Here is a 21,023-nt window from a genome sequence, read left to right as displayed (position 1 = left end):
AAAGTTTTGGTACATCCTTTTTTTAAAATAAATTTGCCAAAACACACCTATCAACTCATCCAAAATGAATTTACTGTTACAAACTTCACAACTCGATTTACAAGAACAAATTGCAATTACAGGTTCCAAGAGCGAAACCAATCGACTATTGTTGCTTCAGGCATTGTATCCAAATATTACTTTGGAGAATACTTCAAATTCTGATGACAGTGAGGTAATGCAAAAAGCTTTAATTGGTAATGAGGAAATAGTGGATATTCATCATGCCGGAACAGCAATGCGTTTCTTAACGGCTTACTTTGCTGTAAATGAAGGTCGTGAGGTTGTGTTAACTGGATCTCAAAGAATGACAGAACGTCCGATCAAAGTTTTGGTTGAAGCTTTACAACAATTAGGGGCACAGATTACTTATGAAAAAGAAGAAGGATATCCGCCTATTCGAATTAAAGGACAAAAAATAACGGCTTCAAAAGTAAGTATTCCTGCTAATGTAAGTAGTCAATATATATCAGCATTGCTTTTGGTTGCCCCAAAACTAGAGAACGGTATTGAGCTGACTTTGGTTGGTGAGATAACTTCGATTCCGTATATCAAAATGACTCTTGCATTATTGAATGATTTAAACATTCAAACTAGTTTTATTGGAAACGTAATCACAGTACATCCAAAAAAAGAAGTAGAAACAAAAGTAATGACAGTGGAATCCGATTGGAGTTCTGCATCTTATTTTTTTAGTTTAGTTGCCTTGGCAAAAACAGCATCTATCTCTTTGACAAGTTACAAAGAAACAAGTTTGCAGGGAGATTCAGCTTTGGTTGAAATTTACAAGCAAATGGGAGTGGCTTCACATTTTGAAGGAAACAAACTTACTTTGAAAAAGCAAACTGATTTCGAATACAAAGACTTGAATTTTGAGTTAAATAATACGCCAGACATTGCACAAACAATTGTAGTTACTTGTTTAGGGTTGGGAATTGGCTGTCATCTTACCGGTTTACATACTTTAAAAATCAAAGAAACCGATAGGCTGGAAGCACTTCGAATTGAATTAACCAAATTGGGAGCCAATATTTCGGTGACCAATGATAGTCTGACACTGATAGCGACAAAAGATATTAAAGAAGAGATAAGAATCGATACTTATAACGACCACAGAATGGCAATGGCATTTGCTCCATTAGGTTTAAAGGTGCCAATTATTATCAATAATGCCGATGTAGTTTCAAAATCATACCCTGATTTTTGGGATGATTTAAAAAAATTAGGTTTTCTTATGATTCAAAAATGGTCGTTTACATAGACTTTTATTGATTTTTGTATAGTCACTTGGCAGGATAGCGTAGGGTTAGGAAAAATAAACACCTAAACACTTGACAACGCCTATCTCACAATCGTATATTTGCACACGATTTATTTTTTAGGACTTTAACAGTTCTAAAATCTAAAATCTAAAATCTAAATTTTAATATATGAAATTATCTCACTTTCAATTCAATTTACCAAAAGAACTTCTTGCAGAGTATCCAGCCGAAAATAGAGATGAGTCTCGATTGATGGTTATCGACCGTAAGAAACAAACGATAGAACATAAAATGTTTAAGGACGTTATCGATTATTTTGATGATGGTGATGTTTTAATCTTAAATAATACCAAAGTTTTTCCTGCCCGTTTGTACGGAAATAAAGAAAAAACTGGAGCAAGAATCGAAGTATTTTTACTTAGAGAACTAAACGCAGAACAAAGACTTTGGGACGTTTTAGTAGATCCAGCTCGTAAAATCAGAATTGGAAATAAATTATACTTCGGAGACGATGATTCATTAGTGGCCGAGGTGATTGATAACACTACTTCTCGTGGAAGAACGTTGCGTTTTCTTTATGACGGATCTTATGAAGAATTCAGAAATAAATTAACAGAACTAGGAGAAACTCCAATTCCTAAATACATCAGTCGTGACGTAACTCCAGAAGACGCAGAGCGTTACCAAACAATTTATGCCAAGGAAGAAGGAGCAGTAGCGGCACCAACTGCTGGTTTGCACTTTTCTAAACATTTGTTGAAAAGATTGGAAATCAAGGGAGTTAAATTTGCCGAAGTTACACTTCACGTTGGTTTAGGAACTTTCAATCCAGTCGAGGTTGAGGATTTATCGAAACACAAAATGGATTCTGAGGAATTAAAAATCACTCAAGAAGCTTGTGATATCGTAAACGCTGCGAAAGCTGCCAAGAAAAGAATCTGTACAGTGGGAACCACTTCTATGCGTGCCGTCGAAAGTTCAGTTTCTTCGCAAAATACACTGAACCCTTACGATGGTTGGACAAATAAATTTGTTTTTCCTCCTCACGATTTCAGTATTCCAACTTGTATGATTACCAATTTTCATACGCCAAAATCAACTTTGTTAATGATGGTTTCTGCTTTCTGTGGTCATGATTTAATGAAAAGAGCTTATGAGGAAGCAATCAAAGAAGAATACAAATTCTATTCTTACGGAGATGCAATGTTGATTATCTAAAATATTCAATTTACATAAAAATTAAAACTCGTCAGAAATGGCGAGTTTTTTTATGCTCTAAATTGAGCGAAGCGAACGCACAGTTTAACAATCTACAATCTACAATCTACAATCTACAATCTACAATCTACAATCTACAATCTACAATCTACAATCTACAATCTACAATCTGCAATCTGCAATCTTTTTTATCTTGGCGTATTACGGGCTATCCATTACAATTTTTTACCCAAAACCAAAGTAATACTAGCACTGCGGGAGCTTCCTTTGGTCGCTTCCTCGTTTCTGTATTACTAATGGTTTCAGGTAAAAACTTTCCATTTTTATCCCTAACGCAATTCGTTTTCATAAGAAGTGATGCGTTATTTTAAATGCAAAATATAGGCTAAAATGAATTTGTTTTTTATTGAATTGTCTTTTTATCATCTCTATTTGTGTTTTTTCTTTATTCAGTTGGTTTTTCTCTATTATCTTTTTCTATTTTTACGGCACAAAATAATCAAAAAATGGATTTCAAAAATACATTAGAATTTGCTCAGCAACTCGATTCACAAGATCATCTACATAAATACCAAGACGAGTTTATATTTCCAAAAGTTAACAACAAAAAAGTAATTTATTTTACGGGTAACTCTTTGGGATTACAGCCAAAAAGAACAAAAAAATATGTTGATGAGGTAATGAATGATTGGGCAAATCTGGCTGTCGAAGGCCATTTTTATGCCGAAAAACCGTGGTGGGATTATCAAGAACGTTTTGCCAATCCATTAAGTAAATTGGTAGGTGCTTTGCCATCCGAAATTACAGTAATGAACACGCTAACAGTGAATCTTCATTTGTTAATGGTTTCATTTTATAGACCAACTGCAAAGCGTTATAAAATCATTTGCGAAGAAAAAGCCTTTCCTTCTGATCAATATATGTTTCAAAGTCAAGTGAATTTTCATGGCTATAAACCCGAGGATGCAATTGTAGAAATCAAACGCAGAGAGGGAGAACATAACATCCGATTGGAAGATGTTTTGACAAAAATTGAAGAAGTGGGTGAGGAGTTGGCATTGGTTTTAATAGGCGGTGTGAATTATTATACAGGGCAGGTTTTTGATATGAAAACCATTACCGAAGCGGGACAAAAACAGGGCGCTTATGTAGGTTGGGATTTGGCCCACGCTGCCGGAAATATTAAATTGGAACTTCACGATTGGAATGTCGATTTTGCTGCTTGGTGCAGTTATAAATATATGAACTCAGGACCAGGAAATGCTTCGGGTTGTTTTGTTCATGAAAAACACCATAACAATAAAGAGCTGCCGCGATTTGCAGGCTGGTGGGGACATAATAAAGAGCGTCGTTTCAAGATGGAACCTGTTTTTGATCCAGTTCATGGAGCAGGAGGTTGGCAAATCAGTAATTTACCGATACTTTCGTTGGCTCCTTATTTAGCTTCCGTTGAAATGTTTGACGAAATTGGAATGGATCAATTAATACTTAAAAGGGATAAAATCACTTCTTATTTAGAATTTATTCTGAACGAAATAAGCAAAGAAGTTCTGGGTTCCTTTGAAATTATTACTCCAAAAGAACCGTCTGAAAGAGCTTGCCAATTATCGGTTTTTCTCCATGGAGAAGGACGCAGTTTGTTTGATTATTTAATGAAAAATGGTGTGATTACGGATTGGCGGGAACCCAATGTAATTCGTCTGGCACCGGTTCCTTTATATACTTCTTATGAGGATATGTATCACTTCGGACAGATTTTAAAAACAGGAATTTTAGGGAAATAAAAAAACAGGAATGGTATAAAAGCCATTCCCGTTTTTTAATACTTATTCTTTATCTTTTTTGAAAGATTTAGTGGGTACATTTTGCCTAGCATATTGAAAGCGATCTATTAGTTTGGGCAAAAAATAACCATCAGCACCATTCAAGGCAACTATATTACCTTTGTCGAGTTGCAACCATCCATCTTTATGTTCCAACGCTTCGTCAAAAAAAACATGCTCGATAGAGGCTATGATATGAATGGTGTCATTTTCCTTGATGATGTATTCATTTACATATTTGCAATAGAGCTGTACCGGACTACCCTTTACAAAGGGAACATTGAATCCCTCTTTGTATTCTTCTTCCAAATTGGTTTTGGCAAATTCTGAGATTCCAGAATCATAATTGGCTGAAGTATGATGTGCATCGGCAATCATATCTATCGTTATATGGTTTACGGTGAAATAACCAGTTTCCATAATGTTTTTATAAGTATCTCTAGGGACAGTTGTAGGTCGAACAATAAAACCAATTAATGAAGGACTACTGCCTAAATGGGTAACACTGCTAAATATGGCAACATTGGTATTGCCTTCAATAGATTTTGTCGCTATTAAATTGGCGGATTTAAATCCTGTGCATGAATTTATTAAATTTAATTTTTCAATCTTATCCATTTGTGAAATGGTTTCTTTTGAAATATTTTTCATGATTTTTAAATTTAAACAAATATAATAAACTGACATTGAATCATTCGGAATTGTTTATAAAAACCTCAATTTATATTGTAAATTTTAACGTATTGCGTGTTTATTCTTTGTTTTATGTTGAAAAATTAACAATAATGATAAAATCGATGGCAATTGTGTTTATTTGTATTTGATAAAAATATTCCCTTTTTTAAATGTGTTTTTTAAAGTTAGTGTATAAAATATGTTGATTTTTGCATAAGTTTGAAGACCCCTATTAAAATTGCTCCCAATGAGATTACTAAAAAGAATTCTGTTTGTTTTTATTTTTTTGCTAATTGCTTTAATTGGCACATTTTTTATTTATAGATCCTATCAAAAACCTAAATATGAAGGTAATGTTTATTTAAAAAATATTAAAAAAGAGACTACGATTTATTTTGATGAATTTGGGGTGCCACATATTTATGCCCAAAATTCGATAGATGCAATGGTTGCTTTGGGATATGTTCACGCTCAGGATAGATTATGGCAAATGGAATTACTTAGACGTATAGCGCCAGGCCGATTGTCCGAAGTATTTGGATCGGTTGCATTGAAGAACGATAAGTTTTTTGTGGGTTTAGGAATTGAAGAGGCATCTCAAAAAGCTATTGCGAACTTAGATAAAAAGAGTCGAGCCTATCAATTGACAATGGCTTATTTGGATGGAATTAATCAATATCTAGAAGAAGGTGTAACTCCTGTGGAATTTCAATTATTAGGGGTTAAAAAGCAAAAATTCACTATAGAAGATGTGTATAACATTTTTGGATATATGTCTTTTAGTTTTGCAATGGCTCAAAAAACAGACCCGTTACTTACCGACATTCGGAACAAATATGGAATGGATTATCTAAAGGATTTTGGTTTGGACGGGAATTTCAATATTACTCAAATTAAAATTGCAAAACAAAAACAGCAACAATATATTGCGATTTCTCAATCAATTGCATCGCTTTTAGATCAGTCTCCGGTAGCGCCATTTGTTGGAAGTAATAGTTGGGTTATTGCTCCTCAAAAAACAAAAAACAAAAAAGTAATTTTTGCCAATGATCCACATATTGGATTCTCCCAACCTGGCACCTGGTATGAAGCTCATATTAAAACGCTTGATTTTGAATTGTACGGCTGTTATCTGGCAGGAGCACCTTTTCCTTTATTGGGACACAATCGGGAATATGCATATGGTTTGACTATGTTTGAAAATGACGATGTTGATTTTTATCAAGAAGAGAATAATCCTAAAAATAATAATCAATACCAAACAAAAAACGGATTCAGAGATTATGAAATCAGAAAAAAAATAATAAAGGTTAAAGATTCGGCAGATGTTATTTTGAATTTAAAAGTAAGTCAGCATGGTCCTATTATGAATGATTTGTTAACTGGTTTAAAAACAAATAAGCCAGTTGCGATGTCTTGGATTTATACGCAACAACCTATTCATAGTATTGAGGCAATTTATGCCATTTCTCACTCGAAATCGGTGGCTGATTTTCAAAAAGGAGTTGCACTTATTGCAGCGCCCGGACTCAATGTAATGTATGGCGATGTAAAAGGTAATGTGGGCTGGTGGGCAACTGGTAAATTATATAAACATAATAATGGCGTGAATACAAATTTTATACTTGATGGTGCGAATGGGAAAGATGACAGTCTGGAATATTTAGATTTTTCAAAAAATCCATCTACGATCAATCCAGATTGGAATTACGTGTATTCCGCAAACAATCAGCCGGAAACTATTGATGGTTTTGCATATCCGGGCTATTATCTTCCTGAAGACAGAGCGAAAAGAATTACACAATTATTGGATTCAAAATCTGATTGGGATGAAAGTTCAGTGGGCGAAATGATTAATGACAATACATCAGCTGTAGCTCCCGAAGTTGTAAAAAATATGGTTTCCAATTTAAATGCAAAATCACTTTCCAAAACGGAAAATGAAGCCGTGCATATTTTGAAATCATGGAAAGGTTCAAATAATTTGAATGATGTTGCACCAACGATCTATAATAAGTGGATTTTTTTATATCTAAAAAATACTTTTCAGGATGAATTGGGTGATGAAGCATTTAAACAATTTTTAGGAACTCATGTTATGAAGCAAATTGTCGCCAGACAAATTTCAAGCGAAAAGTCGCCATGGTGGGATGATGTTACAACAAAAAACAAAAAAGAAACCAAAAGTCAAATTTTAACAAAATCCTTTAAAGAAGCAATATTGGCTTTGAAAAAACAACTAGGTAATTCGCCCTCGGATTGGGCGTGGGAAAAAGTACATTCGGTAGAATACCAGCACCCAATAGGAAAATTAGCACTATTAAGATCATTTTTTAATGTTGGTCCATTTGAAATTTCTGGCTCTAACGAAGTAATAAATAATCAATTTTTTGATTTTGTCGATGATGGATTTTATAAAGTAAAAGGTGGCCCTTCAAGCCGAAGAGTAATTGATTTCTCTGACATTGAAAATAGTTGGGGAATCCTTCCGACCGGGCAATCTGGGAATCCATTTAGTGCACATTATTCAGATCAAGCAGAATTGTACAATACTGGAAAATTTAGAAAAATGAAATTGAATAAAAAGGAAATTATGGAATCTTCAACAAAATTGGTTTTTTATCCTCGGGAAAATTAGTGCTAATCCCAGATGTATTTCCAAGAGCCGTCTTTTTGTTTTTTCCAGACCGTATGAAAGACTCCTTTTGAAACTTGTTCCTTCCCAGAAGCATCTTTAAAAGTCCAAATATATTTGCCGTAACTTGAAGCCATATCACCGGCATCGGAAACGGTTATAGCATCGGGAGACCAAGTTACACTTGCGTTTTGGTACTTCGAGTTTAAATAATAATTTTTAATGTTGATTTTACCAATGATTAAAGTGTCATGCTCTCTTTTGATAACGGCATTGGAATCTGCAAATTCATAAAATCCTTCGGCTATCCCTTTTTCGGCGACTAATTTTTCAAAGTCCTTTTCTGTTTTAACAATCTCTAACTTGATATATGTTAAGTTTTTAGTTTCTGACTTTGGTGAGCAACTGCTCAAAACCAATAAGAAAATAAAGAGTTTGAAGATGTTTTTCATTGAGAATTATTTTTTAAATATAAAATAAACGGCCAAAACCAAGCATAAAAAACCAACGAAATGATTCCATCTTAAGGTTTCATTTTTGAAGAAAAGCAATGAGAACAACACGAAAATGATTAATGTGATCACTTCTTGAATTACTTTGAGTTGCATTAGTGAAAATGAACCTCCATTACCTTCGTAGCCTATTCTGTTAGCTGGGACTTGGAAGCAATACTCAAATAAAGCCAGCCCCCAACTAATCAATACGATGCTTATCAATCCAGCATTTTCAAACCATCTTAATTCTTTGAATTTAAGATGCCCATACCAAGCCAATGTCATAAAAATATTCGATAATATTAATAGTCCTATAGTAGCGAATGCTTTCATGTTTTATTTTTTGGCCAAAAATAGTGATTTTTACTATTCGGACCGGTTGCTGTCTTTGATTTTGGAAACAGAGATATGTTTATTTTTTAAACATTTTTGACAGTATTCCAAATGCCCCTCTAATAAAAGTGGCGCTGGTAACAACTTTTAAAACCGATTTTGTAACGACACTCGCTGTACTTGGTTCGTTGCTTTCTTGCTTTTTTTCTTCAGGAACAGCAGCTTGCTCCTGGGCTGATTCTATTTTTTTATTCAGCATCTCATAAGCACTTTCACGATCTAGAACTTCACTGTATTTTTTGACTAATTTGGATTTGGTATTAATTTCTTCAATTTCGGTATCAGTTAAAATATCCATTCGACTCATGGGAGCACGCATCATTGTGGCAACAAGTGGAGTTGGGATTCCTTTTTCGCTTAATGCGGTAACAAAAGCTTCTCCAATTCCTAAACTGGTTAATACTTCATCTGTTTTGTAAAATTCGGATGTAGGATAGTTGTCTGCCGACTGTTTGATTGCTTGCCTGTCATTGGCTGTGAATGCTCTTAAGGCGTGTTGTATCTTTAATCCTAGTTGTGCCAAAACACCACTTGGAATATCCATAGGATTTTGGGTGATAAAATAAATACCTATTCCTTTGGAACGAATTAATTTAACGATAGTTTCTATCTGTTCTAATAATGCTTTGCTGGCTTCATTAAAAATTAAATGGGCTTCATCTATGAAAATCACTAATTCGGGTTGGTCTGCATCGCCTTTTTCAGGCATTTGTTGGTAAATTTCGGCAAGCAAACTCAGCATGAAAGTGGAGAATAATTTGGGCTTGTCTTGAATGTCCGTTAGTCGTATAATATTAATGTATCCTTTTCCATTTTCATCAAGACGAAATAAGTCGTCAATTTCGAAGGATAGCTCTCCAAAAAATAAATCGGCACCTTGTTGTTCCAGTTCAATTATTTTCCTTAAAATGGTTCCGGTAGTCGAAGTTGATATTTTGCCGTAGCTTTCCTCGATTTCATTTTTTCCTTCATCGGTAATATAATTGATGACCTTTTTAATGTCTTTTAAATCTAATAGTGGCATTTTGTTGTCATCACAATATTTGAATATAACCGAAACAACACCAGCTTGTGTATCATTCAAATCTAAAATTCTTGAAAAAAGAACAGGTCCGAATTCAGAAACTGTAGATCGAAGTCGAACGCCTTCTTGTTTAGAAAGAGATAGTAATTCTACAGGAAAGCTAGATACAGAATAAGGGATATTCAGTTTAGCATGGCGTTCTTTTATAAAGTCTTTTTCTTCGCCTTCCTTTGCAACTCCACTAAAATCACCTTTTATGTCCATCATCAATACCGGAATGCCGAAGGATGATAGCTGTTCTGAGAGAACTTGAATCGTTTTTGTCTTTCCTGTTCCTGTAGCGCCAGCAATTAGGCCATGTCTATTTAATGTTTTTAGTGGAATCTTGACGAATGTATCTGGTAATGCCTTGCCGTCAAGCATCGCACCACCTAGTATTATGCTCTCTCCTTGTGATAGATAGCCTTTATTTATCTGCTGAATAAAATTTTCTTCTTTGCTCATTTCTTGAAGGGGTGTTAAAATCTACTGCAAGATATTAAATTTTTTTAAATGATTAATTAAGGGTTTTCTGTAATAAAATATCACAAAATACTATTGATTCGATAGATTTATTTGTTTTTTAAATTTGGGTCTTTTTTTGAATAAAAATATTAAGAATACTTAAAAATGTTTTTTTTTATAATTTTTTGGAATATATTGTTATATAAAAACTCTAATTATTCTTAAAAAACGTTGTAGTTCTGTTTTGAGAATAAAATAAATTGTAAGATTACTTAAAAAAAAGTTTTTTTATTTCAACTAAAAAATTAAATTTGCTCCTATACAAGTTTATTAAAACTAAAATAAATATTTAAAATTTAAAAAAATGGCAAACGTTAAAGTTAAAAAAGAAAGCACTTCAAACGGAGGAGGAATGGTTTCAGGGATTATTATTGCATTATGTGTATTTGTAGGTTGGTTGGTTTGGTCTCAAGTGATGGGAGATCCTTCGAATTTTGAAGGTGGAGATATTGAAAAAGGACACCCATTAAATACATTAGGACAGGTTTATAAAGGAGGATTTATAGTACCGGTATTATTAGGTATGTTGTTAATGGTTATTGTATTTTCTCTTGAAAGATATTTTGTTATTGCAAAAGCTGCTGGTAAAGGGAATTTAGATAAATTTATGCAAACAGTTCAAGTGAGCATCAAATCTGGGGATATTGATGGAGCTATTGCTACATGTGATAAACAGCAAGGTTCAGTTGCAAATGCAATTAAATCTGCATTAGTAAAATACCAAGATGTTAAAAAAGAGGGATTCAACAGTGAAGAAGCTTCTGAAGTAATTCACAAGGAAATTGAAGAGGTTACTTCTCTTGAAATGCCAATGTTGGAAAAAAATATGACTATTATTTCTTCTTTGGTTTCTTTAGGGACACTTGGAGGGTTATTAGGGACAGTATCTGGTATGATTAAAGCGTTTGGAGCTTTGGCAACTGCTGGAACTCCTGATCAAGCTGCACTTGCGGTTGGTATATCTGAGGCTTTGATTAACACGGCTACAGGTATCTCTACTTCAATCACAGCGATTGTTGCTTACAACTTCTTTACTTCAAAAATTGATGATTTAACTTATTCTATTGATGAGGCTGGAACTACAATTGTAAATACTTACAGACATTTTAGAGGTAGTTTAAAACAATAATTAATTTTTGATATTTTTTTATCAAAATAATAGACATAAATAATGGCTAAAATAAAAATGAAAAAAAAGTCCACATCTACCGATATGACGGCGATGTGTGATGTTGCGTTTCTTTTGCTTACGTTCTTTATTTTGACTGCCACTGCTAAAACACCAGAAGTATTACCAGTTGATACTCCACAGTCTACTGTGCAAACAAAATTACCTGCTGATAATTTGTCTACTTTGACAATTGGTAAGGCTAATGGAAAAACTGCTGTATTTTTTGATCTAAAAGGGAAAGATGTTCGTAAAAAAGCACTTGAATTTATGGCCGATAAATATAATGTTTCTTTTACTGAAAAAGAATCAGAGGAGTTTGGATTAATGGAAAGTTTTGGTGTACCAATTCAAAATTTAAAAGCAATTTTGAATATGAAAGCAGCAGATAGAAGTAAAGCAGGACAACCAGGTATACCTAAAGATTCGTTGGATAATCAGTTAAAAGACTGGGTCTTATATTCGCGAAAAGCAAACATTGAGGTTAATGACAAAGAATTGAATTTTGCAATAAAAGGAGATGCTAAGGAACAATATCCTGCAATCAAACAAGTAATGGATATTTTGCAAGATCAAAAGGTCAATAGCTTTAATTTGGTTACAGGTTTAAGAGGAAAGAATTTTTAATTAAAAAAGACACACTAAAATGGCTGAATTAAATACCGGCGACGGTGGCGGCGGAAAAGGTGGCAAAGTAAGAAGTAAAAAACAAAACTCAAAGGTAGATTTAACTGCCATGGTGGATTTGGCCTTCTTATTAATCACATTCTTTATGCTTACCACTACGTTGTCTAAACCTCAATCCATGGATTTGACGTTGCCAGATAAGGAAAAAGATCCGAAGGTAGAAAATGACATAAAGGTAGATGAAAATCGAACGATGACTTTGTTGCTTGGTGAAAATGGTAAATTGGTACGTTACATGGGAATGTTGGAAAAACCGCTTGCGGCTCCAAAAGACTATTCTTATGGAAAAGATGGCATTCGTAAAGAGTTGATAGCTAGAATGGAAACAGTAAAGCAATATTCAACGGCTAAAGGAAAACCAAATGATGGAATTATTGTAATTATCAAACCAAGCAAAAAATCAACATATCGTAATTTGGTTGATGTTTTGGATGAAATGGCAATTGTTGGCGTGAATAAGACTGGTTCTTATGCAATAGTTAATGAATTTACACCAGAAGAACAAAAATTGTTAGAAGTAAAAAAATAATTTTTTACTAATAACCTAATAATTATAAAAAATGAAATTAGATTTAATTAAAAATCAATGGATAGAGATCGTTTTTGAAGGGCGTAATAAGCTTTACGGAGCTTACGAACTTAGAAAATCGAATCGCAAGACTTCTATGCGTGCGCTTGTCATTGGTAGTGTTCTTTTTAGCCTAGCAGTTAGTGCTCCGCTTATTGCGAGTTACTTGCCAAAAGGAGGTGATGAAATGGATACCGATATCAAGATAACTGCAGTGAAGTTACCTCCTAAGAAGAAAGTGGAAGATGTAAAAGATCTTGCGCCACCACCACCACCACCGCCTAAACAAGATCAGGTTAAATTTGTTAAACCTGTTGTTGCTAAGGCCGAAGATGTTACTGAAGATCCACCAAAAATGGAAGATATCAAGGACAAAAAAACTGGTGCTGAAACAATTAAAGGAGATCCAGATGCTCCACTTACTGTAGAGGAAGTTGGAAATGGACCAGTGGTAGAAGTTATTGAGGAGGATACTAGTGTTCACTCTTTAGCTGGGATTGAACAAAAGCCTGAGTTTCCAGGAGGTATTGAAAAATTTTACCAATTTGTGGGTAAAAACTATCAAGCTCCTGAAGAAGAGGGTCTTAAAGGAAAAGTTTATGTAACTTTTGTTGTTGAAAAAGATGGTTCGTTAACTGATATCAAAGTCGTAAGAGATATTGGTTATGGAACAGGAAAAGAAGCAATCAGAGTTTTAAATAAATGTCCGAAATGGCTTCCAGGTGAACAAAATGGTAAAAAAGTAAGGGTGTTATATTCTCTTCCAATTACTATTCAATCAGCAGAATAATGTTAAATAATTTATTTAATAATTTAAAGAAGAAATCGCTTATTGAGCGATTTCTTCTTATTATAACCGTTTTGGTTTTTTCGGCTTATTTTATTTTGGGTCTAATGGTTATCTTTTGGAAAACATTCCCTTTTAGTATGCAAATGCAATATAGAGTCGCTCTTGGCGTTGTATTAATTGCATATTCTATTATCCGTTTTTTCCGCGTCTATAATGCTAATAAAGAGTAGGTATGTTTAAAGTTAATGTTTACGTGGTTTTGTTATTCGCTGTTTCCATTTTGTTTAGTTGTAAAAAAAATGAAAATGTTGATGCAAACAAAGAAACAATCTTAAAAGGGAAGGCAGAAATCTATGTTGATGAAACTATTGTCCCTATTATGGAAGACGAGACAATGGTTTTTGAGAGCCAATATGACGCTAAATTTACCTTAATTTCTAAATCCGAATCTGAGGTGTTAAATTCGTTGTTTAATAGAAAGGCTAAAATTGTTGTGATTGCTAGAAATTTGACTAAAAAAGAGTTAAATATTTTCGAACAAATTAAAATAGTTCCTAAAATAACTAAATTTGCGATAGATGGCATAGCTTTTGTTTCTAATAAGTCAAGTAATGATACTTTGATTGCCCTGAATGATGTAATCGATTTCATGAAAGGGGAGAGAAGTTCAAAAATTAAGGGTCTAGTTTTTGATAATCCGAATTCAAGTACAGTAAGTTATATGAATAATTTAACTGGCTTAAATGTATTGGCTGGCAAAGGGGTATACACTTTTAAAACTAATAACGAAGTTTTAAAATTTGTTTCAGAAAATGATGGAATGATAGGGGTAGTTGGTGTAAATTGGTTATCGCAACCTAAAGACTCGATGAATTCTATTATTAGCAATATAAATGTGCTAAGTGTCAAAGGTTTAAATAAAGATGGGTATTATGCGCCTTCACAAAATAATTTTGCCGAAGGAACTTATCCTTTATTAAGAGACTTGTATATTGTGAATTGTCAGGGTGCTACTGGTTTAGGGATGGGAATTGCTTCTTTTGTGGCTGGTGATATTGGACAAAGAATCGTTTTGAAGTCGGGTTTGTTACCCTATCAAATGCCAACTAGAAAATTAAACATAATACATAGTCGATCTAATAGTGAAAAGAAATAAAATAAATTAATTTAATGAAGATGAACAAATTTAAAGTTTTAAGTATTGCTTTATTAGCTATAGTTGCGTCAAGCCGAGCGCAAGACATTAATCAAGCAAAAAAGGCAATAGATGCAGAGCAATTTGAAAGTGCAAAAACAATTTTAAAATCTATAATAAATGCAAAACCAACCAATGGTACAGCTGCATTTTATTTAGGAAATGTATATATGTTGCAAAATAATGTTGATTCTGCGAAAATTTATTATCAAAAAGGATTGGCTGGTACTGAAGGAGCGAGATTGAATAATATTGGTTTTGGTTTGATTGATCTTGATAATGGAAATACTGCCGCAGCTGAGCAAAATTTTGCTTTAGCTACTAAAGATTTAAAAAAGAAAGATATTGAGGAGTATATATTTATAGGAAGAGCTTATACGTATTCTTTAAAACCGGATTATAAAAAAGCAATTGAAGTTTTAAACAAAGCTAAATTAATTAATCCTCAAGATGCTCAATTAAATTTAGCGCTTGGTAATGCCTATTTTGGAGACAAAAATCAAAATGAAGCGTATTCAGCTTACCGAAATGCTTATACCATTGATAATACTTTGATTCGAGCAAAAATGCAGTTAGGGGTATTGTTGAAGGGAGCTAAAGCTTATACAGAAGCGATAAAGGCATTTGATGAAGTAATTGCTATTAATGCAAACTACGGGCCTGTGTACCGTGAATTGGCCGAGACATATTATCTATGGGGAAGAAACGAACCTTCTAAATACAGAATTTATGTAGATAAAGCTCTTGTGAATTACGAAAAGTATCTGACTTTGACCGATTATTCTCTTAATTCAAGAATGCGTCATGCAGACTTTTTAGTGCTTGCGGGTGAGTATAAAGCATTGGAAGCTGAAGCAAATAAGATGGTTGAATTGGATAAAGTAAACCCTAGAATTCTTCGTTACTTAGGAATTTCGGCTTATCAGAATGGTAATTATGATGTTGCTATCAAATCTTTAGAGAGTTTTATTGCTAATCCGGCGAATAAAGTTATTGCTATGGATTATCAAACATTGGGATTTGCTAAAATTAAAAAGGCGGTTGGAGAAGATGGTAAGGCAGTTGATAATGCTTTGTTTGATAACGCAATTCTTGATGTTAAAAAAGCTTCTGAAATGGATCCTAATGGATTATCATTAAACATCAGTGATGTTGGGAAAAAATTATATGAGTTAAAGTTATTCAAACAAGCTGCTGCGGTTTATGAAATAGCTGTAGCTAATAAAGAATCTAAAAACTATATTTTGGATAATTTTTATTTGGGGAATAGCTTGTATTTTGACAATACTAGAAAAGATATTGTAAAACCAGATCCAGTAGCTTTGCAAAGAGCTGATGTGGCTTACGGTGCTGTTATTGAGGCTTCGCCAAAAACACAGGATGCTTATTTATATAGAGCAAGAACGAATAGTTTATTGGAGAACGACGAGATGACAATTAAGTATTACAATGATTATGTAAACGTTGTTACAGAAAAAGGACCTGAAGAGTTAGCTAAACCAGCAACTGTTAAAAAAATTATTGAAAGTTACAATACTTCAGCTGCTAGTTATGCAAATACTGATAAAGCTAAAGCAATTGAGTACTTCAATAAAACTTTAGCTTTGGATCCAACAAATCAATATGCGCTTGAATCATTGAAGTCTTTAAAGTAAATTTTTTTTAAATATTTAGAAAGCGACAATCAGAAATGATTGTCGCTTTTTTTTGTAGCATTTTTATAGTCATTTTTTTTGATTATCTGTAATGTTCTTAAAAATCTACATTTCTTGAGATTTCTTTTAATTGCTTATCTTTGTACCTTAAATTTATATAATGTTATCTAAAGAAGTTCAATTAGAAGTCAATAAAGGAACCATGCTTCCTCTTATGGAAGAGTTTTATACAATTCAAGGGGAGGGTTTTCATACTGGTACTGCTGCATATTTTATTAGAGTTGGTGGATGTGATGTTGGTTGTCATTGGTGCGATGTTAAGGAGAGTTGGAATGCAGAATTGCATCCTCCTACTAAAATTGATTTAATTGTTGAGAATGCTGCTAAGTTTGCAGATACTATTGTTATTACGGGTGGTGAGCCCTTAATGTGGGATATGGCTCCTTTGACAGAAAATTTAAAACAAAATAATTTAAAAGTTCATATAGAAACTTCAGGAGCTTACCCTCTAAGCGGAACCTGGGATTGGATTTGTCTTTCACCAAAAAAAAATAAATTGCCAACCCAAACAGTTTATGATAATGCAGATGAACTTAAAGTTATCATATACAATAAACATGATTTTATTTTTGCAGAAGAGCAGGCTGAAAAAGTGAATTCAAAAGCTATTCTTTTTCTCCAACCAGAATGGAGTAAAAAAGAAGAAATGACTCCCTTAATTGTTGAATACGTTATGAATAATCCAAAATGGCGTGTTTCACTTCAAACTCATAAATATTTGAATATTCCTTAAATTGATTTTGGGTAATCAATTTTTTGACTTTCGTAGGTTGCTTAATTTTTGCTTTTTGGTTAATAATAAATAAAGTTATATCTATTAAAGACAAGTTTTTTTTGTCGATGTAAAAAAATACTTAATGCTTGGTTTATAGTTATTTATATTCATTTATGGTTTTTCTTATTAATATATTGTTCTGATTTTATTGCTCTCTTCTTAACTTATTTGTATACAGTTAGTTGGTTTTATTTTGTGCTAATGTGATAATTATCTGTGTATATTTTTGTGCATTTGATTTTTATACGTGTATTTTTTTATATATTTACTAAAAGACACCATGTTTGGTTTTCTTAAAAATATATAATAAAAGAATGGCGTATGAAAAAAAATTTACTCTTAGTAGTAGCTTTGTTTATTGCAAGTTTTGCCTCAGCGCAAGCAACAGCTACAATAATTGATGATGCTCCGTATAATTATGAAGAGGTGGAGGTTAGGCCAGAGTTTCCTGGAGGAAATAATGAGTTGATGAATTTTATTGGAAAAAATTTTAAAATCCCAGATTACGAAGGAAGCGGTGGTACTTTAAAAATTGCTTTCATTATAGAAATTGATGGGTCTATTACTAATGTGAAAGTCGTAAAAGATCTAGGGGACGGAACTGGTGCCGAAGCTAAGAGGGTAATTTCTTCATCTCCTCGATGGTCATCGGGTGAGACTAGAGGTAAAAAAGTTAGGGTTTTATATGAATTACCCATAAAAATTGCCAGTCAAGGATAGAAGGAATAAAATCATAAAGAATAATTATTTATCCAAAAACCAAATGTTGTTAGGCATTTGGTTTTTTTAATTTTATTTCTTAGGTCAAATTGATAATTTTGCTAAATAATCAAAATGTTCTCCCTCAAGAATTAATTCGCATTGAAGTCCATTGGCAAAAGCTGCATTCTGCAAGGTGTTATAATCAAGAAATAACCAACCGAAAGGAAGCTCTTTTTCAGCCTTGTAGGAGATATTGAAAATGGTTTCTCCGTAATAATCATTTTCCGAAGGAATCCATTTACCTCCGTCTTCATCTTCGTCAAACATATATATAATGTCTGAGGAATCGATGAGGACTTGTCCATTAGGGTTTAAAAGACTTTTTAGTTTTTGCAAAAATGTTGGTGTTTCTTTTAGTGTTCCAAATATTCCCGTACCATTCATTAGTAATAAAATGGTGTCGAATTTTTCGCTTTCCAATGTCATTATGTCTTGAACTCTTGCATTTTTCAATCCGCGAAGTTTGCAGGCATGAATTGCATTTTTCGAAATATCAATTGATACGACATCAAGATTCCTGTCATTTTGTAACGTCAGACTATGGCTCCCGGCTCCACATCCCACATCGAGTATTTTTCCTTTTGCTAGTTGCAATGCTTTTTGTTCAATTTTTGGCATTTCGTCATAATTTCTAAAAAGATAAGCAACGCTCATTTCGTCTTCTTCAGAAATGGAGGTTTCCGTAATCAAATTCTCGGGTTGGTTGTTGGTTTGGTAATCGAGTATGGCTTTTCCGAAAAGGTCTTTCATAAAATTTTAGATTCAAGTTTAAATTTCCGAGTTTAAAGTTTAGTACTTTTGCGAAATCATTAACAGATATCGGATTTGAAACCAGCTTTAAACGAATTAGGAAAACTAGCCAAAGATAAGCATATCGAAAACAAAAAGTATTTCGATAAGCTAAAAAAGAAAACGCCTAAGAATTTGGATTATGTAATGCAGGATATTCACGATGCCGAATTTAGAAAAACGGATTGTTTAAAATGCGCAAATTGTTGTAAAACAACCGGGCCGTTATTTACTTTGGCAGACATTGAACGTATTTCTAAATTTTTAAGGCAAAAACCACAGCAATTTATCGAGCAATATTTGCGTGTCGATGAGGATAAAGATTATGTGTTGCAAAGTGTTCCCTGTACTTTCTTGGATAACGAAAATGCATGCATGATATATGATGTGCGCCCAAAAGCCTGCAGAGAATTTCCTCATACAGACCGGAAAAAATTTCAACAAATTGCTGAATTAACAATTAAGAATGTCGCAATTTGTCCTGCTGCTTTTAATATTGTTGAAGAGATGAAAAAAAGATTGCCACTCTAATCAGCTGCTTTCAGCTATCATTGCTAATTTGAAGTTAACCAAATCGGTTAGTAAAGCGTTAAATGAAACTTTATGTATATTTGTTCAGACCCTCAAAATAAATCAATTTGAATTTAGAATATTTTATTGCCAAAAGACTTATTACTGCCAAAGATTATAAAAGTAGTATATCGGCACCTATAATAAACATTGCTATATCTGCAATTGCAATTGGTATGATTATGATGATTGTATCTGTAGCAACCGGAATAGGTTTGCAAAATAAAATAAGGGAAAAGATAGCCGCTTTCAATGGTCATATCATAATTTCAAACTACGATAACAATCAATCCGAAATCACATTATCACCCATTGAAAAAAATCAAGATTTTTATCCTAATTTCAGTGCTGTTCCTGGAGTAGATCATATTCAGGCGATAGCCAGCAAAGCGGGAATAATCAGAACAGAAACTGCTTTTGAAGGAATAATTTTCAAAGGAGTAGGGAATGATTATCAGTGGGGTAATATAAAGGAGTATATCGTTTCGGGAAAATTGCCTAATTTTTCCAAAGATGTCACTCAAGAAGTAGTGATTTCTCAATTTCTTGCCAACAGGCTGAATTTGAAAGTAGGTGATTCCTTTAATACTTTCTTCATAAAGGAAGATCAAAACCAATTACCGAATGTTCGAAGATTCAAAATAGCCGGGATTTTCAATTCAGGATTTCAGCAATTTGATTCTACCTACATAATAGGTGATATTCGACACATACAGCGAATCAATAAATGGACTCCAAACCAAATTGGAGCTTTTGAGGTTTTTGTGAAAGATTTCAATACTATAAAAGAAACCGGAGATCAAGTGTATAAAAAGACGTCTTCAACTCTGGATAGTAAAACAATTATTGAAAAATACAGTTACATATTCGAGTGGTTACAACTTTTTGATTTCAATATTATTGTGATATTAGTTGTAATGATACTCGTGGCGACTATAAATATGGTTGTTGCCTTGTTGGTCCTTATTTTGGAACGTACTCAAATGATAGGGATTCTAAAAGCATTAGGAGCCAACAATTGGTCCGTTAGAAAAATATTTCTTTACAATGCCTTTTACCTTATAGTAAGAGGATTGTTTTGGGGCAACTTAATAGGAATCTCTTTGTTGTTAATCCAGCAGCATTTTGGCATTATTAAACTCAATCCCGAAAACTATTATGTCAATCAAGCGCCCGTGTATCTTAATCTGGGGTATATCTTGGCTCTAAATCTACTCACGGTAACGATTTGTGCATTGGTATTGTTGATCCCGTCATACATAATCACCAAGATTTCACCTGTGAAAGCGATTCGTTTCGATTAAATTAATAAAGATAATCAGGAGCTATTTCCCGCTATCCGCTACAATCTTATAAGTCTCGTAGAAAAAACGAGACTTATAAGGATTTCCGCTTCTATCGGGGCTAGGGCATGGTTTTTCATAAGAGCAAAGTGAAATAATCTGCGCCATCATATATAGGAAGAAAAGAAGCAAAAGGAAATTAGCTAGAACTAGGTACGCGATTCTTCTGCGAATCCCTTAAACAAACCCCAAGAATCAAGCCCCGACAGGGTAAATTATCAAGACAGCTGGGTAAAGCCCCATAAATCCTTAAAAACGACACCCCGTAAAGAACAACATACCAGTTGATTAAAAAATAAAACAAAAAAACCTTAAAAAAGTCATTGTTTAGACGAATAAAGGAGCTACTTTTGCACCCGCAACGACGCAGACGTTCCTAGAAATCCTGACAAGTCTGATGAGATCCTGACGAAAATTTATTTTCAAAAAAGATTCAGAAAAGCTTGTGAGATTCGAAAACGTAAGCTATTTTTGCACCCCGCAAAACGCGTAACGTTCCTTGAGAGACTGGTAAGAAATTGAGAAGAAAATTGG

19 protein-coding genes are annotated in these 21,023 nt (G+C 33.5%); 14 read left to right on the top strand and 5 right to left on the bottom strand.

The window, feature by feature from the left end:
- Nucleotides 1-64 precede the first annotated feature (64 nt).
- The 3 genes from aroA (at nt 65) to kynU (ending at nt 4,303) form a co-directional block, all read left to right on the top strand.
- On the top strand, nt 65-1,300 hold the full coding sequence (gene aroA / locus DOS84_RS15885) for a 3-phosphoshikimate 1-carboxyvinyltransferase (protein ID WP_111411094.1): 1,236 nt from the start codon (nt 65-67) through the stop codon (nt 1,298-1,300).
- A 169-nt stretch (nt 1,301-1,469) separates the two neighbouring features.
- Nucleotides 1,470-2,519, top strand: a complete 1,050-nt coding sequence (queA, locus tag DOS84_RS15880; RefSeq protein WP_111411093.1) for a tRNA preQ1(34) S-adenosylmethionine ribosyltransferase-isomerase QueA — start codon at nt 1,470-1,472, stop codon at nt 2,517-2,519.
- A 506-nt stretch (nt 2,520-3,025) separates the two neighbouring features.
- Complete coding sequence (gene kynU / locus DOS84_RS15870; RefSeq protein WP_111411200.1) at nt 3,026-4,303, top strand: kynureninase; 1,278 nt, start codon at nt 3,026-3,028, stop codon at nt 4,301-4,303.
- A 42-nt stretch (nt 4,304-4,345) separates the two neighbouring features.
- Here kynU and DOS84_RS15865 read toward each other — a convergent pair whose 3' ends face one another.
- Nucleotides 4,346-4,993, bottom strand: a complete 648-nt coding sequence (locus tag DOS84_RS15865) for a flavin reductase family protein (protein ID WP_111411199.1) — start codon at nt 4,991-4,993, stop codon at nt 4,346-4,348.
- Nucleotides 4,994-5,264: 271 nt separating this feature from the next.
- Here DOS84_RS15865 and DOS84_RS15860 point away from each other — a divergent pair, with 271 nt between their 5' ends.
- A complete protein-coding gene (locus DOS84_RS15860; RefSeq protein WP_111411091.1) occupies nt 5,265-7,655 on the top strand; it encodes a penicillin acylase family protein in 2,391 nt (796 codons plus the stop codon).
- A 2-nt stretch (nt 7,656-7,657) separates the two neighbouring features.
- Here the strand turns inward: DOS84_RS15860 and DOS84_RS15855 are convergent, their stop codons facing one another.
- The 3 genes from DOS84_RS15855 to DOS84_RS15845 all read right to left on the bottom strand — a co-directional run bounded on the left by DOS84_RS15855 (nt 7,658) and on the right by DOS84_RS15845 (nt 10,067).
- Entirely contained in the window at nt 7,658-8,104 is a 447-nt protein-coding gene (locus tag DOS84_RS15855; RefSeq protein WP_111411090.1) for a YybH family protein, read from the bottom strand.
- Nucleotides 8,105-8,110: 6 nt separating this feature from the next.
- Complete coding sequence (locus DOS84_RS15850) at nt 8,111-8,479, bottom strand: DMT family protein (protein ID WP_111411089.1); 369 nt, start codon at nt 8,477-8,479, stop codon at nt 8,111-8,113.
- Between the two features lie 79 nt (nt 8,480-8,558).
- Nucleotides 8,559-10,067 carry a helicase HerA-like domain-containing protein gene (locus tag DOS84_RS15845; RefSeq protein ID WP_111411088.1) on the bottom strand — a complete coding sequence of 503 codons (1,509 nt, stop codon included), beginning with the start codon at nt 10,065-10,067 and terminating at the stop codon, nt 8,559-8,561.
- A gap of 364 nt (nt 10,068-10,431) precedes the next feature.
- Between DOS84_RS15845 and DOS84_RS15840 the strand changes: the two genes are divergently transcribed.
- From DOS84_RS15840 to DOS84_RS15800, 8 genes are all read left to right on the top strand, one after another.
- Entirely contained in the window at nt 10,432-11,256 is an 825-nt protein-coding gene (locus DOS84_RS15840) for a MotA/TolQ/ExbB proton channel family protein (RefSeq protein WP_111411087.1), read from the top strand.
- 42 nt (nt 11,257-11,298) lie between these two features.
- Complete coding sequence (locus DOS84_RS15835; RefSeq protein ID WP_111411086.1) at nt 11,299-11,922, top strand: ExbD/TolR family protein; 624 nt, start codon at nt 11,299-11,301, stop codon at nt 11,920-11,922.
- A gap of 19 nt (nt 11,923-11,941) precedes the next feature.
- The gene (locus DOS84_RS15830) at nt 11,942-12,511 is read left to right on the top strand and encodes an ExbD/TolR family protein (RefSeq protein ID WP_111411085.1); all 570 of its coding nucleotides are present in this window, start codon (nt 11,942-11,944) and stop codon (nt 12,509-12,511) included.
- Between the two features lie 31 nt (nt 12,512-12,542).
- Nucleotides 12,543-13,340: an energy transducer TonB gene (locus DOS84_RS15825; RefSeq protein ID WP_111411084.1), complete on the top strand. Its 798-nt coding sequence runs from the start codon at nt 12,543-12,545 to the stop codon at nt 13,338-13,340.
- 232 nt (nt 13,341-13,572) lie between these two features.
- A complete protein-coding gene (locus DOS84_RS15815; protein ID WP_111411082.1) occupies nt 13,573-14,496 on the top strand; it encodes a PstS family phosphate ABC transporter substrate-binding protein in 924 nt (307 codons plus the stop codon).
- A 20-nt stretch (nt 14,497-14,516) separates the two neighbouring features.
- Nucleotides 14,517-16,190: a tetratricopeptide repeat protein gene (locus tag DOS84_RS15810; RefSeq protein WP_111411081.1), complete on the top strand. Its 1,674-nt coding sequence runs from the start codon at nt 14,517-14,519 to the stop codon at nt 16,188-16,190.
- A 160-nt stretch (nt 16,191-16,350) separates the two neighbouring features.
- The gene (locus DOS84_RS15805) at nt 16,351-16,983 is read left to right on the top strand and encodes a 7-carboxy-7-deazaguanine synthase QueE (RefSeq protein ID WP_111411080.1); all 633 of its coding nucleotides are present in this window, start codon (nt 16,351-16,353) and stop codon (nt 16,981-16,983) included.
- A 363-nt stretch (nt 16,984-17,346) separates the two neighbouring features.
- Nucleotides 17,347-17,745 carry an energy transducer TonB gene (locus DOS84_RS15800; RefSeq protein ID WP_111411079.1) on the top strand — a complete coding sequence of 133 codons (399 nt, stop codon included), beginning with the start codon at nt 17,347-17,349 and terminating at the stop codon, nt 17,743-17,745.
- Between the two features lie 84 nt (nt 17,746-17,829).
- Here DOS84_RS15800 and DOS84_RS15795 read toward each other — a convergent pair whose 3' ends face one another.
- Entirely contained in the window at nt 17,830-18,537 is a 708-nt protein-coding gene (locus tag DOS84_RS15795; RefSeq protein ID WP_111411078.1) for a class I SAM-dependent methyltransferase, read from the bottom strand.
- Between the two features lie 75 nt (nt 18,538-18,612).
- Between DOS84_RS15795 and DOS84_RS15790 the strand changes: the two genes are divergently transcribed.
- A complete protein-coding gene (locus DOS84_RS15790) occupies nt 18,613-19,107 on the top strand; it encodes a YkgJ family cysteine cluster protein (RefSeq protein ID WP_111411077.1) in 495 nt (164 codons plus the stop codon).
- A gap of 107 nt (nt 19,108-19,214) precedes the next feature.
- Nucleotides 19,215-20,450: an ABC transporter permease gene (locus DOS84_RS15785; protein WP_111411076.1), complete on the top strand. Its 1,236-nt coding sequence runs from the start codon at nt 19,215-19,217 to the stop codon at nt 20,448-20,450.
- Nucleotides 20,451-21,023 lie beyond the last annotated feature (573 nt).

Source organism: Flavobacterium aquariorum, from assembly GCF_003254745.1.
Taxonomy (GTDB): domain Bacteria; phylum Bacteroidota; class Bacteroidia; order Flavobacteriales; family Flavobacteriaceae; genus Flavobacterium; species Flavobacterium aquariorum.
This window is presented reverse-complemented; position numbering and strand designations above follow the sequence as displayed.